The 14603-nt window shown below is 71.9% G+C and carries 13 protein-coding genes and 1 tRNA gene; 9 read left to right on the forward strand and 5 right to left on the reverse strand.

The genetic code is table 11. The features are described from left to right. Positions 1–78 precede the first annotated feature (78 nt). The 6 genes from J7523_RS01030 to J7523_RS01055 all read left to right on the forward strand — a co-directional run bounded on the left by J7523_RS01030 (position 79) and on the right by J7523_RS01055 (position 7699). Positions 79–3600, forward strand: coding sequence for an immunoglobulin domain-containing protein (locus J7523_RS01030; RefSeq protein ID WP_291881283.1), 3522 nt, complete (start codon positions 79–81; stop codon positions 3598–3600). A gap of 79 nt (positions 3601–3679) precedes the next feature. Then, positions 3680–4378, forward strand: a complete 699-nt coding sequence (locus J7523_RS01035; protein WP_291881284.1) for a GNAT family N-acetyltransferase — start codon at positions 3680–3682, stop codon at positions 4376–4378. A gap of 186 nt (positions 4379–4564) precedes the next feature. Next, positions 4565–5083, forward strand: a complete 519-nt coding sequence (locus tag J7523_RS01040; RefSeq protein ID WP_291881286.1) for a YlcI/YnfO family protein — start codon at positions 4565–4567, stop codon at positions 5081–5083. 58 nt (positions 5084–5141) lie between these two features. Then, positions 5142–5984 carry a DUF4097 family beta strand repeat-containing protein gene (locus J7523_RS01045; protein WP_291881287.1) on the forward strand — a complete coding sequence of 281 codons (843 nt, stop codon included), beginning with the start codon at positions 5142–5144 and terminating at the stop codon, positions 5982–5984. Positions 5985–6059: 75 nt separating this feature from the next. After that, positions 6060–6863 carry an ATP-binding cassette domain-containing protein gene (locus tag J7523_RS01050; protein ID WP_291881289.1) on the forward strand — a complete coding sequence of 268 codons (804 nt, stop codon included), beginning with the start codon at positions 6060–6062 and terminating at the stop codon, positions 6861–6863. Then, positions 6860–7699: an ABC transporter permease gene (locus J7523_RS01055; protein ID WP_291881290.1), complete on the forward strand. Its 840-nt coding sequence runs from the start codon at positions 6860–6862 to the stop codon at positions 7697–7699. Before J7523_RS01050 ends, J7523_RS01055 begins: the two co-directional genes overlap by 4 nt. A 62-nt stretch (positions 7700–7761) precedes the next feature. Here the strand turns inward: J7523_RS01055 and J7523_RS01060 are convergent, their stop codons facing one another. Then, positions 7762–8373: a hypothetical protein gene (locus J7523_RS01060; RefSeq protein WP_291881293.1), complete on the reverse strand. Its 612-nt coding sequence runs from the start codon at positions 8371–8373 to the stop codon at positions 7762–7764. A 194-nt stretch (positions 8374–8567) separates the two neighbouring features. On the opposite strand from J7523_RS01060, the gene J7523_RS01065 reads away from it, so the two are divergent. Further along, the gene (locus tag J7523_RS01065; RefSeq protein ID WP_291881294.1) at positions 8568–8753 is read left to right on the forward strand and encodes a hypothetical protein; all 186 of its coding nucleotides are present in this window, start codon (positions 8568–8570) and stop codon (positions 8751–8753) included. A gap of 4 nt (positions 8754–8757) precedes the next feature. Here the strand turns inward: J7523_RS01065 and J7523_RS01070 are convergent, their stop codons facing one another. Beyond that, on the reverse strand, positions 8758–10095 hold the full coding sequence (locus J7523_RS01070; RefSeq protein WP_291881296.1) for an MFS transporter: 1338 nt from the start codon (positions 10093–10095) through the stop codon (positions 8758–8760). 238 nt (positions 10096–10333) lie between these two features. Between J7523_RS01070 and J7523_RS01075 the strand changes: the two genes are divergently transcribed. Both J7523_RS01075 and J7523_RS01080 read left to right on the forward strand, forming a co-directional pair. Next, positions 10334–10406, forward strand: a tRNA-Arg gene (locus J7523_RS01075). Positions 10407–10597: 191 nt separating this feature from the next. After that, the gene (locus J7523_RS01080) at positions 10598–12193 is read left to right on the forward strand and encodes an ATP-binding protein (RefSeq protein ID WP_291881298.1); all 1596 of its coding nucleotides are present in this window, start codon (positions 10598–10600) and stop codon (positions 12191–12193) included. Between the two features lie 243 nt (positions 12194–12436). On the opposite strand, the gene J7523_RS01085 is transcribed toward J7523_RS01080, so the two are convergent. From J7523_RS01085 to J7523_RS01095, 3 genes are all read right to left on the reverse strand, one after another. Then, a complete protein-coding gene (locus tag J7523_RS01085) occupies positions 12437–13246 on the reverse strand; it encodes a DUF2971 domain-containing protein (RefSeq protein ID WP_291881300.1) in 810 nt (269 codons plus the stop codon). Positions 13247–13281: 35 nt separating this feature from the next. Continuing rightward, complete coding sequence (locus J7523_RS01090) at positions 13282–14064, reverse strand: site-specific integrase (protein WP_291881302.1); 783 nt, start codon at positions 14062–14064, stop codon at positions 13282–13284. A gap of 334 nt (positions 14065–14398) precedes the next feature. Further along, a complete protein-coding gene (locus tag J7523_RS01095) occupies positions 14399–14602 on the reverse strand; it encodes a helix-turn-helix domain-containing protein (protein ID WP_291881304.1) in 204 nt (67 codons plus the stop codon). Position 14603: the final 1 nt, after the last annotated feature.

Below are 14603 nucleotides of genomic sequence, written 5' to 3' on the forward strand. Positions count from 1 at the left end.
ATGGACCGGGGCGAGCGTACGAGGATTCACCCGTGGCGCCCGCCAGCGCGGCGGGTGAATCCTCTTACAGTTGCGGCCGTGCCCCCCGCAACGGTCCTTGGTCCCGTGCGCCCTGCGACCGCCCTGGTCCTGGTCGCGGCCCTCTCGCTGTCAGCCGCGCCGGCCGCGCTCGCGGCACCGCCGACCACGTACTCCGTGACAGTGACCTCGGACTTCGCCGTGGACGGGGCGTGCGACGACGGTCAGGCGGGGCTCTCGCTGCGCGAGGCGATCTGCCTCGCAACCCAAGACGACGCGTCCGTGGTGGCTCTCCCCGCCGGCACGTTCACCCTGTCGGCGGGTCCCCTGCGGGTGAACCCGTCGAAGGCGATCGACCTCACGCTCGCCGGCGCGGGTGCGGGCTCGACCGTGATCGACGCGCACGGGGCCTCGCGCGTGCTCGACCTCGACGAGACGCTGCGCGGCGGCGTCGACGTCACGGTCTCCGGCATGACGCTCACGGGCGGCGCGCCGCGCGTCTCGGACGTCACGTACGGCGGCGGCGCGATCATCGCGGGGTCGGGTACGCCCGGCGCCGAGGACTCCCTCACGCTCACCGACTGCGCGGTCACGAACAGCCGGAACCTGCCCACGGGCGTCACGTCCGGCACGGCCGACGCGATGGGCGGCGCCGTGCAGATGACCGGCGGCGCTCTGACGATCCAGCGCTGCACGTTCTCCGGCAACACGTCCGTCGACGCCGCGGGCGGTGCGGTCGCGTTCCTCGGCGTCGGCGGCACCGACCGGCTCACGGTCGACGCGTCGACGTTCCGGCAGAACTCCGTCACCGGGTCGGCGGCCGCGGGCGTGGTCGGCGGGGCGGGGCTGTTCGTCTACGGCGGTGCTCCCGTCACGTCGGTGACCGGCACGCTCTTCGCGCAGAACACCGCGACGACGCAGTCCGCGTCGCCCGCCGAGGGCGGCGCGCTGCGCGTCGACGCCGGCACAGCGACCGTCGTCGCGAGCGCGTTCGACGGCAACACCACGACGAACGGCGCCACGACGGCGGGCGACGCGGTGCGCGGAACGGTCCCGACGGGCAGCTGGTTCGGGTGCGCATCGGCGGACGCGACGTGCGACCGCGTCGGCGGCACGGTGCCCGTGGCGCCGGTCGGGCTCACGCTCACCGCGACCCCGACCATCGACCTGACCGGCCACGCGGTCGCGCTCGACGCCGCGTTCCGGACGTCGGGCGGCGGTGTGCCGGACGCCGACCTGCTGGCGGCGCTCCGCCTGCTCGGCCCGGCGGTGTGGTCGGCGGCGAACGGCACGGCGACGGGTGCGACGACGATCGACGCGACCGGTCACCTGAGCGGCTCGTTCACGATCGGCACGACGAACGGCCTGCCCACCGTGACGGTCGCGGGCTCGTCCGCGCAGGCGTCGGTGACCCGGGCGGTGCCCGCGAGCATCGTCGCGAGCCCGACCAGCACCACGGTCGCCGAGGGGGCCGTCGCGACGTTCACCGCCTCCGCGTCCGGCGTGCCCGCGCCGGACCTGCAGTGGTACAGCGCCCCGGCCGGCTCGGGCACGTTCACCGAGCTCACCGGGAAGACGGGCGGCACGCTCGCCGTGACGGCCGACCGGACCCTCGACGGCACGCAGTACATGGCCCGTGCGTACAACGACTTCACCACCTGGCCGCCGGGCGCCCCGACGTCGGTCGCGACGCTGACGGTGCTGTGGGGCCCGACGGTCAGCGCGACCCCGCAGGCCACGACGGTCGTCGCCGGGTCGGACGCGACGTTCACGGTCGCCGCGATCGGCAACCCGGCGCCGACGGTCGCGTGGCAGACGTCGCCCGACGGCTCAGCGTGGACGACCGTGCCCGCGCAGACCGGCACGACGTACACGCGCACGACGACCTCGGCCGACGACGGGTTGCGGGTCCGGGCCGTCCTCACGGGTGCCTCGACGGTGACGACGAGCGCCGCGGTCCTGACAGTGCAGACCCCGCCGACCGCCGTGACGTCGGGAGACCTGACCGTCGCGGACGCCGGCACGGCGACGTTCACCGCGACCGTCACCGGGAGCCCGGCGCCCACGCTCGTCTGGCAGCGCCTGCAGTCGGGAACCTGGACGGACCTGGCTGGCGAGACGGGCACCACGCTCACCGTGACCGCCACCCCGTCCCTCGACGGCGCCCAGTACCGCGCGGTCGTCTCGTCCACGCTGGTCAGCGGCCCGGCGAGCGCGACCAGCACGCCGGCGACGCTGCACGTGCTGTGGGGCCCGAGCATCAGCGCGCAGCCGTCCGCCACGACGACGGTCGCGGGTGCGGACGCCACGTTCACGGCGTCGGCGACGGGCAACCCGGCGCCGACCGTGCAGTGGCAGTCCTCGGCGGACGCGGGCGGCAGCTGGACGCCGATCGCCGGCGCGACGAGCACGACGTACACGCGGACGACGGCCGCCGGTGACGACGGTCTGCTGGTGAGGGCGGTCTTCACGGGCGCCGGGACCGCGACGACGTCCGCCGTCGCGCTCACGGTGCAGGACGGGCCGGTGATCACCGACCAGCCCGACGCCGTGACGGTCGACGCCGGCACGACCGCGACGTACACCGTCGCGGTCGCGGGCAACCCGGCTCCGACGCTGCAGTGGCAGGTGCTGTCCGGCGGCTCGTGGACCGACCTCGCCGGCGAGACCGGGGCGACGCTGTCGTTCACGGCCACCGCGAGCGGCACGTACCGGGTCGTGGCGACCAACGTCGTCGGCTCCGTCGCCTCGACCCCGGCTGCTCTCGTGGTGCTGGCGCCCCCGACCGTGACCGACCCGTCCGACGCTGCGACGCACCCGGGTGCCGCGGTGACGTTCGCCGTCGACGTCACGGGGACGCCGACGCCCGCCGTCGGCTGGGAGACGTCGCCCGACGGCGTCACGTGGACCTCGGTGCCCGGTCCGTCGAGCACGACGCTCACGCTCACGCCGACCCTCGCCGACGACGGCCTGCAGGTCCGGGCCGTCGCGACCGCACCGCTCGTCGGCGGTGCCGCGACCGTCCGCAGCGCGGCCGCGACGCTCACGGTCGTCGACCTCCCGGCGCTCGCGCCGGGCACGACGCCTGCGGCGCCCGTCGCGGCGGTGGCGGGCGCGCCGGTGCACCTGTCGTGGGTCGTGCTGTCGTCGGGCGGGACGCCGGCCTGGTCCGTGTCGCGCGACGGCGGCAGCACGTGGAGCCCCGCGCCTGCGTCCTTCCGGCTCGGGTCCGTGACCGGCGTCGGGCTCGTGCAGGGCCTGCGCGCCGCGGCGCCGCCCGCGACCCGGACCGCGTACACCGCCGACTTCGCGCCCGCGCTCGCGGACGACGGGATGCTCGTGCGGCTCGTCGTGACGAACGCGGCGGGGTCGACGACGTTCGGTCCGGTAGGGGTGCACGTGGCCGCGCCGGTCGTTCCGGCGGCATCGCCGGCGCCGAGCGCGTCGACGTCAGCCGGTGCCACGCGCGCCGCGCTGTCGAGCACCGGGTTCGACGTCTGGCCGACGGTGGGTCTCGCGGTGCTGCTCGTCGCGCTCGGGGCGGCCGGGGTCACGGCCGTGCGGCGCCGGCGGGACGCCTGACCCCGGGCGTCGGTCCACAGTCCGGACGGCCCGCGTCTGCGTGGTCCGGGAGCTCGTCGCGCGGCCTAGACTCCGCGCCGTGCACCCGGACCTGACGCTCGACGACGTCCTCGACAACCCCGCCTGGTTCTCGCTCACGGGCGTCCATGCGCACCTGTCGGAGGGGTCGGGCGGTGCCCGGCGTTTCCGTCCGACGGTGTCGCCGTTCACGGCGCTGCGGGACGTCGCGGACCTCGACGCGTGGGCCGACCTGGCCGCCCTGGTCGGTCCCGGCGTGCAGGTGCCGGTGACGAACGCGCCCGAGGAGCTGCCCGACGGCTGGGTGCGCGGCTGGTCGCTGCCCGGCGTGCAGATGGTCGCGACCGACGCCGTCGCGGACGCGCCCGACGAGGAGTCCGTGGTGCTCGGCGCCGACGACGTGCCCGACATGCTCGCGCTGACCGGCCGCACCGAGCCGGGGCCGTTCGCCCCCGAGACCTACCTCATGGGGACGTACCGCGGCATCCGGCGGGACGGGCGGCTCGTCGCGATGGCGGGGGAGCGGCTGCGGCCCGGCGGCGCCACCGAGATCAGCGCGGTGTGCACCGACGAGGAGGTACGGGGGCAGGGGCTCGCGACGCGTCTGGTGCTCGCGGTGGCGCACGGGATCCGGGAGCGCGGCGAGGTGCCGTTCCTGCACGCGTCCGCGCAGAACGAGCGGGCCATCCGGCTGTACCGGTCCCTCGGGTTCGAGGTGCGCCGGACCGTGGTGTTCGGCACGGTGCACACGCCCGCCTGACACCGCCGTGGTGCCACGGTGGCACCAGTGGTGCCGCACACGGGGCTATCGCAGCGCCGGGGGTGTCGCGCGGTGTCAACCCTGACCTGGGGTTTCGTGGCGCGCACGCCCCTGCGACACCACTCGACGTCATCCATGGCACCAGAGCACTTGCGATGACACCATTAGTGGTGTCATAGTGACGTCATGGACCTGACGAGATATGTCGACGAGCTGCAGCACCAGCTCGCCACCGCAGCCGCCGCAGGCGGGGACGAGGCACGTGAGCTCGCCGACCGTCTGACGGCCCCGCTCGACGCCGCCGCCCGGCTCGTCCTGCTCGACGCGCTCTCGACCGCGGCGAACGAGATCACCGCCGAGCTCGCACCCGGCTCCGTCGACGTGCGGCTCCGCGGCCGCGAGCCCGAGTTCGTCGTCACCCCGGCCCCCGTCCCCGTCTTCGAGGATGCGGCGCCGGTGGTCGTCGAGCCGTCGCGGCCGGCGCTGCTCGACCCCGACGACGTGAGCACGACCCGCACCACGCTGCGGCTCCCCGACCAGCTCAAGGCCCAGGTGGAGGACGCCGCCGCTCGTGAGGGCGTGTCGGTCAACACCTGGCTCGTCCGGGCCGTCGCGGCCGCGCTCCAGCCCGTCGCGCCCGCACCCGTTCCCGCGCAGACCCGCAGCACGAGCACCTCCGGTCGCCTGACCGGCTGGGTGCGCTGACCGCCAGCACCGCACATCCCGCCCCGGCAGGGGCGCCACCAGGACACGAGGACCCACCATGCCTGCTTTCGCGACCCCGGAACCGATCACCGCGACCGTCGACGTGGCCGTCGCCACCGTCAACGTCGTCGCCACCGACCGCAGCGACACCGTCGTCACGGTCGCGCCGAGCGACCCGAGCAAGTCCGGCGACGTCAAGGCCGCCGACGACACCCGCGTCGACTTCCACGACGGCACCCTCACCGTCTCGATGAGCGCTCGTTGGCGCTACCTGTCGAAGTCGTCCGTCGAGATCACGATCGAGGTGCCGACCGGCTCGGCCGTGCAGGGCAGCGCGCTCGGCTCCCTGTACACGCAGGGCCGGCTCGCGAGCTGCGTGTTCACGAGCCGGGCCGGGGACGTCTGGGTCGACGAGGTCGCGGGTCGCGCCGAGCTGCGCGCGTCGGCCGGCAACGTGGTCGTGGGCCGTGCGCTCGGCCCGACGGACGTCGTCTCGAGCGCGGGCGGCGTGCGCATCCGCGAGCTCGTCGGCGACGCGACCGTCAAGTGCACCAACGGTTACACCGAGGTCGGCGAGTCGGCCGGCACCCTGCGCATCCACGGCGCGCACGGTGCCATCACGATCCACCGGTCGCTCGGCGACACCACGGCCAAGTCCGCGCACGCCGGCATCCGCATCGAGCAGGCCGTCGGCGGCCGCGTCCAGCTCGAGAACGCGTTCGGTCCGATCGAGGTCGGGGTGCCCGAGGGCACGGCCGCCTGGATCGACGCGTCGTCCCAGCACGGCTCGGTCCGCAACAGCCTCCAGGGCGCGACGGGCCCCGACGAGAACGACCGGACCGTCGAGGTCCGCGCCAGCACGAGCTACGGCGACATCGTCGTCCGGCGCCCGCTCGGCTGAACCGCAGCCGAACCGCACCTGACCTGCACCAGAAGTGACGTCAGCACGCCCACCACCCGCTCGAAGGAGACAGCCATGCCCAGCTCCGCCCGCGGACCCGCGATCGAGGTCGCCGGCCTGCGCAAGACCTACCGCTCCAAGTCCGGAGACCAGCTCGTGCTCGACGGCGTCGACCTGGTCGTCCCGGCCGGCACCGTGACCGCGCTGCTCGGCCCGAACGGTGCCGGCAAGACCACCACGGTCGGCGTCCTGTCCACGCTCCTCAAGGCCGACGCCGGCACCGTCCGCATCGCCGGCCACGACATCGCCCGCGAGCCGGACGCCGTCCGCGCGTCGATCGGCGTGACCGGCCAGATCACCGCCGTCGACGAGCTGCTCACCGGCACCGAGAACCTGCGCCTCATGGCCGACCTCAACCACCTGGGCCGCGCCGGCCGGGCCAGGGTGACCGAGCTGCTCGACCGGTTCGGCCTCACCGACGCCGCGGGCAAGCCCGTCGCGACCTACTCGGGCGGCATGAAGCGCAAGCTCGACCTCGCGATGACGCTCGTCGGTGCACCGTCGGTCGTGTTCCTCGACGAGCCGACCACAGGCCTCGACCCGCGCAGCCGCCGCGCCCTGTGGGACGAGGTGCGCGCCCTCGTCGAGAGCGGCACCACGATCCTGCTCACCACGCAGTACCTCGAGGAGGCCGACAAGCTCGCCGACTCCGTGGCCGTGCTCAACGGCGGCCGCATCGTCGCCCAGGGGACACCCGACGAGCTCAAGGCCGTGCACGACGCCGGGTCGCTCGACGACGTGTTCCTCGCACTCACCGAACCCCCTGCAGCCACCGCCGAGGACGACGTCCCGGCCGACGAGAAGGAGAACGTCCGATGACCACCGTCGCCACCCCCGTTCCCACGGCCGTCGCCCGGCCGAAGCCGATCGCCGACGTCCGCACGATGCTCCGCCGCAACCTGCTGCGCGCCGTGCGGTACCCCGGCCTCACGATGTTCATGGTGCTGGGCCCGCTCGTCATGCTCGTGCTGTTCGTCTACGTCTTCGGCGGCGCACTGGGCGCCGGCGTCGACCCGGGTGCCGCACCCGGTGCCGAGGCGCGCGCGGCGTACCTCGACTACCTCACGCCCACGCTGCTGGTCATCACGATCGTCGGCGCCGGGCAGTCCGTGGCGATCAGCGCGGCGATGGACGCGTACGGCGGCATCATGGCCCGGTTCAAGACCATGGCGATCTCGCCCGGGTCCGTGCTGTCCGGGCAGGTGCTCGGCACGGTCGTGCAGGGCGTCCTGGCGCTCGTCCTCGTGCTGGGCGCCGCGTTCGCGATGGGCTACCGGCCCGACGCCGACGCGCTCGACTGGCTCGCGCTCGCCGGGATCCTCGTGCTGCTGGCGTTCTCGCTCGCGTGGCTGTGCGTCGCGATGGGCCTCAACGCGAAGAGCGTCGAGACGGCCAGCAACACCCCGATGATCCTCCTGCTCCTGCCGTTCCTCGGCAGCGGGTTCGTGCCGGTCGAGACTATGCCGACGCCCGTGCAGTGGTTCGCGCAGCACCAGCCGTTCACGCCCATCATCGAGACCGTCCGTGGCCTGCTGGCCGGCGGTGCCGGGCTCCACGGGTCGGTCGCGGCCACGGCCGTCGCGTGGCTGCTGGTGATCGGCGTCGCGGGGTACGTGTGGGCGCGGTCGCTGTTCCGGCGGGAGCGGAAGATCTGATCGCGGAACGCGAGGACGGGTGGCCCGGTGACCGGGTCGCCCGTCCTCGCATGTGTGCCGCACTATGCGCCCGGCTCGGTGCCCCCGTCGAACCTGATCGACGCGATCATCGCCTCCACCACGTCGACGTCCGGCGCGTCGCCGGCCGGGTGCAGGTACCCGAACGCGTAGGTGCAGCCCCCGTGGTCGACGAGCCAGTCGGTGAGTCGCGGCGCCGCGCCCTCGGCGAACGCCCGGTCCACGCGGTACATCTCCCCGAACGGGGCGCGGACGACCGCCGGGTTGACGTTCCACACCGTGACGCCGGCGGCGCCGACCTGCGTGGCGCCGAGGTGGTCGGCGACGGCACGACGGGCGCCCTCGTCGACGGGACCGAGGCACACCAGGAGCACCTGGTGGTCGGGGTCGAACGTCACCGTGTACGACGTCGCGGTCGGCGGATGGGCGCCGTCGTCGGGCACGGGCGACGACAGCGAGAACTCCGGGCAGCCCGCGAGCGCGAGGTGCAGCGGAGAGGGCAGCGACACCGTCGGGTCCGCGACGAGCTCCTCCACCGGCCAGTGCGACGTGTCGACGGGAACCTCGCGCCGCTCGACCAGCAGCGCGGCACCGGCACCCGCCCCGGCCGACACCAGCGTCACGGCGGCAGCCGTGAGCAAGGTCGTGCGCAGCATGGGTCCTCCGCGTGGTCGGCACGGAGCCTAGTGAGCACGCACCCACGAGCTTCCACGCGAGGTGCGGCGGCACCCGATCGGACGAGCGCGTCAGGCTCGCCGGAACCGCTTGACCTGGGGCGGCGGTGAGGTCGACTGTGGGCGGCGGGCGGCATCGCCGCTGGTCAGTGCGGTCGTGAGACGGAGGAGCGGACATGGCGAAGGGCTCGGACGCCGGCGGTGCCGGGGGTGGGGCCGTCTACGGCCTCGGCCTCATCGGGGCGGCGGTCTACTACTTCCAGCAGGCCGACACGTTCTGGCTGTTCGTGCTGGCGATCCCGAAGGCGATCATCTGGCCCGCGATCGTCGCGTACGAGCTGCTGAAGAGCTTCTACGGGTAGCCGCTCACGCCGCGTCGTCGAGGCGTGGCGCGCGGCGGCGCCCGAGGACGTCGCGCAGCGGCGGCACGACGACACCCGCGGCGTGCATGTCGGCGCGCGTGCGGCGGCGTGAGCGCAGCACCCCGACGACGCCGAGCGTCCACGGGACGACGAGCACCGCGAACGCCAACCGGTACGCGTCGAGCGTGTACGTCGTCGCGCCCGCCGGAGAGACGAGCTGCAGCACGACCCCGACGGCCAGCACGGACCCGATGGTCGAGATGAACCCGCCCGTGTTCACGAATCCCGTCGCGGTGCCGAGCGACGTCGACGGCGACCACGTCCGCGCGAAGTCCATGCCGACCAGCGACACCGGCCCGCCCGCGCCGACCACGACCACGAACACGAGCAGCTGCCACATCGGCCGCGGCGTCGACGGCACCAGCAGCGCGACCCACACGAGCGCCGTCGCGACGCACGACCCGAGCACGAGCCAGCTGCGCCGCAACGGGTGCCGTGCGGTCAGCCGCCCGACGACCGGCCCGCTCGCCATCGCCGACAACGTCAGCGACGTGAGCAGCAGGCTCGCCTGCGCGGGCGTCAGGCCCTGCGCCGTGAGGAAGAACGGCACGCCCCACAGCATCCCGACGACGTTCGCGCTGAACGGCGTCGCGAAGTGGCTCCAGAACCCCAGCCGGGTGCCCGCCGGGCGGACCGCGGTGCGGACGGCGTGCGTGAACCGCTCGGTGTGCGCTGCGGGCGCGCGCAGCGTGCGGTCGCGGATGCCGAAGAACGCCCCCGCCGACGCCAGCAGACCGGCTCCCGCGAGCGTCCCGAACGTCGCCGTCCACCCGTGCGCGTGCAGCAGCCACGCCACCGGGATCGCCGACGCGAGCTGCCCCGACTGCCCGATGACCCCGGTGACCTGCACCATCACCGGTGCGCGGCGGGGCGGGAACCAGTCGGCGACCAGCCGGATCGCGCTGATGAAGATCCCCGCGTCGCCGGCACCGATGAGCACGCGCGCGACGAGCGCCGTCGGGACGTGGTCGGACAGCGCGAGAGTCAGCTGCCCCGTCGCCATCACGAGCGACCCGACCGTGATGAGCGCGCGCGCACCGAACCGGTCCAGCAGCCGCCCGGCGGGGATCTGCATGCCTGCGTACACCGCGAGCTGGACCACCGAGAACAGCGCCAGACCCGTCGCGCTCAGGTGAAACCGGTGCGCGGCCTCCACGCCCGCGACGCCCAGCGCCGTGCGGTGCGTGACGCCGACGAAGTACGCGACGACCGCGGCCGTGAAGACGACGGCGGGCGCGCGCATGGTGGCGCGGGCGGCCCCGGTCGCGGGCGCGCGGGTCATCGGATCACCTTCTCGGGAATCCCCGTCGGCGCTCGCGGCACGTGCTCGTCCGGGGACGGCATCGGTGCAGGGGACTCGTCGAGGATACGCCGCGCTGGGGGCCGGCCTGCCTGTCGGCAGCGACGCGTCGGTCGTGCGGCCGGGCGGACGGGAGGGGCTGCGGTAGCCTTTCTGCCGGTCGGCAACGGCCGATCGCAACGGGCTGCCGCACCACGTCTTGGACCGGCCGGCGGCCCTCGCGCCTGTAGCTCAGGGGATAGAGCACCGCTCTCCTAAAGCGGGTGTCGGCAGTTCGAATCTGCCCAGGCGCACAAGTGTTTGTGCAGGTCAGCGCACCCTCCAGTGCGACTGGTGTGGTCGCTGCGACCGCAATGTCCAGTTCGTGGTCAGCACGTGGTCAGCAGTCCCACGCGCGGTCCGCAGAAGCCAAGGTCGGACTCGATGGAGAACCACCCGTGCGAGCAGTTCCACCGCCCACACCAGCGCTGCGACGATGACCAGCATGGTCGCGCCGTTCGCCCTCGACGGGGCCGTTGACGAAGAGAAACTCAGCGAGCTGATCGCCGTCGGGACTGAGCTGGACGTCCTCGACTTCAAGGCGACGCTCGACCTGTCCAAGACCGGTGAGCTTAAGCACCGGCTCGGCTTCGTCAAAGACGTGGCTGCCTTCTCCACCTTGGCGCAAGGCGGGTACATCGTCGTCGGCGTTGATGGCAAGGGGCGGCCCGCCCACGCCCAGGCAGCCATCAACCCTGCGGAGTTCGACGAAGCGAACCTCCGCACTATCGCGAACTCGTACCTCGACGGTCGGCTCACAATCATCTCGGCCAGCCACCAGCTCGACAACCGAGATGTCGCTGTCATCTACGTCGGTGCGTCCGTCGACTATTTCCCACCCATGGTGAAGAAGGAGGGCTGGTACCCGGGTCCAGGTGCGGACCGCAAGATCGTCTTCCGGCCGGGCGATGTGTTCGTGCGCGACGGCACCAGCTGCCGGCGCATCGAGCACCGCGACTGGTCGCTCGCTCTCGCCAACTTCCGAGAGAAGATTCGGGCCGAAGCCGCAGCCGACATCCAGCAGGTCGTGGCCAGGATCGCGCAGACAGAACGTGAAGCTGCCAGTGAGGGCCGGAACCGACGCATCGTCATCGACATCTCCATGGAGGCGTCCGATTTCGAGGACGCGGTAGCTGACGCCATCGAGTCAGGCCTGGTCGACGCCGTGCGCCGTGCGTTGCGTCCCGCCCGCGCGCAGCTCGCGACCGCCTGGGCCGGGGGAGAGCCCGCGACCTACGGGCAGATCCTTGACCGGCTGGCCTCGGTGGCAGGGGTGGCTCTGCGCCAGCGCAACATGGCCATGTTCGACTTCGCCGTCTCCGAGCTGTACCGCACCTACAAGTCCGCGTTGGTCGATCAAACGAACACGCACGCACAGTACGGGCGCGAGCGCGAGGCATCGACGTTCTGGCGCGAGATCATCTCGCGCGTCCTTGGCATCCTCGCTATGGCTGTTCGCGAAGAAGCGTGGGAGTTCGTCCGGCCCGTGGTTCTGCGCCGCATCGGCGACGACGTGTACGCCGACAGGTCATGGTTCCGGCACGCCATCACAGAGGCGTCACGAGCGGGCGTGCTCGTGTCCGCCGACGGCCAGCCTCGCAAAGGCGCGCTGATCAGGTTCGCGCGCTCGGCGGTTACTGGCTCTCCCGTGCTCCATGAGGATGTCCCCGTCGAGATCATGGAGCACGACCCCGAGGGCGAGGCCAGGACGGACGACCTGCTGCTCGATAGCCTCTGCCAAGCCGACTTCCTGTGGTGTGTCGTCGCCGTTGCCGACGCTGGTGCCGACGCTTCAACCCACGATTTCTACCCGAGCTGTGCTGGGTTCTACTCGCGGCGGTCCGCACCGGTTGCTCAGGTTCTAGCGACCCGTCGTGACGCCCGCCACCAGGCGGTGGGACCGGACGACAGAGTCATCGCGGAAGCAATCAACCTCGTGAACGAGACGTCGTCGAGCGAGTCAGGTCGGTGGGGGCAGTGGTCCGTCATGACCGATGCAGTGACTGCGTTCGTCCGCTCGGCCACTGGCGGCGCCGGCTAGCCTGCAGGACCCGGCCATGCCGGCGGCGCAGAAGTTTGAGCCACCACAGAGCCGCCGAGCGAAGCGGTTAGTGCGCGCGGACCTACACATACACTCCAGGGACCGCACGCGTAGCCGAAACGGATGTCGGCAGTTCGAATCTGTGTAACTGCAGACAGAGAAGGCAGGCTGCAGCCGGTGGGTCGGCTCGCTGTCTCAAGGGCTCGGGGTCAGCAAGTCCACGGATGCCCCTGAGGTTTCATGTCAGGCTGCAGGAAGCGGATTGGGGGCGCCGTTCTGCCAGCGGCAGACCGCGACGGCTACGTCGCCTTGTGCCACGGCGGGATGGCGGCGTATCGCAGGTAACTGGTCTGCGTCGTGTCCGTCCCCGAGAACCACGGCGACGAGGCTGCTCCAGATCGGCACGAACAGCTCGGGCCTGTCGTCCACAACGACGTAGCGGAACTCCTGCTCCGACTCCCAGTCGGTGTTCTTGTGAAAAAACAGCTCGCGGGTGTGCTCGCGGAGAAAGGTGTCGGCTTCTGCCTCGACCCCGTTTCGACGAAGGGCAGCCAGATCAAAGTTGAATCGGCCAGTAGGCCCGACTGGCCGGTTCTCGTAACGAACGTTACCGAAGCGCGGTACGGCCGGTGCGGAAGCTTCAACAATCGTGGAGTGAAGTCGTCGGCGGTCGAATACCAGGCAGGCCCCGGCGTGCTTTTCTCCGTACTGATCCCACATCCGCGCCCGCGCGTAGCCGCGACGAAACTGGAAGATGGCGTCCAACTCGTCCCTAGGCTCCGCATCTTTGGTCAGACAGAGCACCTTGGCGCGCCCGCGCAGACGGCGATCTAGATCGGCCATCAGACGCACGTGCTCGTCTTGCGCTAGATCAGCTTCGTCATCGGGGACGGAAAGGCTCGGATACCACGCCTTCGTTTCTCGGGGGTCGTTGGTCGAGGCGTAGGGCCCCATGCGGAGCCGGCCACCATCAAGGATCTGACGGAGCCGCTCTGCCCGTGTGTAGTGATAGAAGTAGGCCTCCCCTTGATCGAGGTCTCCAAACAGTGTCATGACGTGATGATTGCATCACCACACTGCGAGCGAGGTCATTCCTCCGTGGAGTCGTCGGATCGTGGCCGGAGGTCCGGGAACACGGGCATTCGCTCCATCGCCACCCACGGCGCCTCAGAGAAGAGGTGGCCGTACAGGTCCATCGTCATCGTCGCGGTGGCGTGCCCGAGGATCATCTGGACCGCCTTCACGTCGGCGCCGGCGGCGATGAGCAGAGAGGCGGCGGTGTGGCGGAGGTCGTGGATCGTCGTGCCGGTCAGGCCGACCGCCCGCGTGGTCTCCGTCCAGCGGGACCGGATCCGGAAGTTGCTGTTGGTCCAGATAGCGCCCGTCGGGCTGGGGAATAGGTACGAGCCAGACGGTGCACGCCCGATCCGATCGCGGACGTAGGTCTCGAGAGTCGGTGGGACCGGCACGGTGCGGGTCTGGTGCGTCTTCGTCGGCCCGACGATCGCTCTGCTGGTTCGCTTCGACTGCGGAGCGGCGCGGTGGATCCGGACTCCCAGGCCGTGCGGTGTCTGGACGACGTCGTCGACCCGCAGTGCGCACATCTCCGAGAACCGGCAGCCGGCCAGGCCGAGGAAGAGCACGACCGGCCGGCAGGTCGGCGGCATGGCGTCGGCGAGCTTGCCCAGCTGCTCCGCACGTAGCCAGTGCGGCTCCCGTTTCGACGTGCCTTTGGGCAGTGGGATTGAGCGCGCGACGTTGATGGAGATCCGCCGATCACGGACGGCGTAGTCGAGCACGAGCCGGATGACGGACAGGACGCGCCGCCGGGTGGCCGTGGCCAGCCCGCGCACCGTCATCGCGGTCAGCACCCGTTCGACGTCAGACGCGGAGATCACGGCGATCGGAAAGCGTCCGAGCACGGGGATGACGTAGGAGTCGAGCAGGAACTGCGTCGTCTCCTGGCTCCGGACCGCCAGGTGTTGTCGAGAGCCCTGCCACTCCTCGGCGAGTATCCCGAAGGACACCCGCCCGCGGGTGGGTCGATCCAGGTGCCGCTCTGTAACTTGACCAGCTGGTCGGCCTCCCAACGCTTAGCGTCGGTCCTCCGCTGGAACGACTTCTCGGAGATGACCCGGTGCTCGAAGAAGACCTTGGCGCGCCAGGTCACTTTGCCCGAGGGCAGCGTTCGCCGGGTGACGGACATCAGCGTCGGTGCGGCTGCGCGGGCTCCCGATCGACCCACGAGGCCGGGATGAGTATGACGGTGCCGAGCCGGCGGCAGGGGATCTGCTCGGTCTCGGCCAGGTGGTAGAGCGTCCGCGCCGGCACCCTGAGGACGGCGGCCGCGTCCTTGACGCGGTAGTACTGCCGAGCAGCGGTGACGGTGGTCTGCGTGGTCATCGACATG

The sequence above is a fragment of the Cellulomonas sp. genome (assembly GCF_017744555.1).
GTDB lineage: Bacteria > Actinomycetota > Actinomycetes > Actinomycetales > Cellulomonadaceae > Cellulomonas.

Excerpts from the sequence above, each read along its gene's own strand:
- J7523_RS01070 (WP_291881296.1), bottom strand. The coding sequence starts at position 10,095 with ATGACCCGCGCGCCCGCGACCGGGGCCGCCCGCGCCACCATGCGCGCG.
- J7523_RS01065 (WP_291881294.1), top strand. The coding sequence starts at position 8,568 with ATGGCGAAGGGCTCGGACGCCGGCGGTGCCGGGGGTGGGGCCGTCTAC.
- J7523_RS01095 (WP_291881304.1), bottom strand. The coding sequence starts at position 14,602 with ATGTCGATGACCACGCAGACCACCGTCACCGCTGCTCGGCAGTACTAC.
- J7523_RS01080 (WP_291881298.1), top strand. The coding sequence starts at position 10,598 with ATGGTCGCGCCGTTCGCCCTCGACGGGGCCGTTGACGAAGAGAAACTC.
- J7523_RS01050 (WP_291881289.1), top strand. The coding sequence starts at position 6,060 with ATGCCCAGCTCCGCCCGCGGACCCGCGATCGAGGTCGCCGGCCTGCGC.
- J7523_RS01040 (WP_291881286.1), top strand. The coding sequence starts at position 4,565 with ATGGACCTGACGAGATATGTCGACGAGCTGCAGCACCAGCTCGCCACC.
- J7523_RS01060 (WP_291881293.1), bottom strand. The coding sequence starts at position 8,373 with ATGCTGCGCACGACCTTGCTCACGGCTGCCGCCGTGACGCTGGTGTCG.
- J7523_RS01045 (WP_291881287.1), top strand. The coding sequence starts at position 5,142 with ATGCCTGCTTTCGCGACCCCGGAACCGATCACCGCGACCGTCGACGTG.
- J7523_RS01055 (WP_291881290.1), top strand. The coding sequence starts at position 6,860 with ATGACCACCGTCGCCACCCCCGTTCCCACGGCCGTCGCCCGGCCGAAG.
- J7523_RS01085 (WP_291881300.1), bottom strand. The coding sequence starts at position 13,246 with ATGACACTGTTTGGAGACCTCGATCAAGGGGAGGCCTACTTCTATCAC.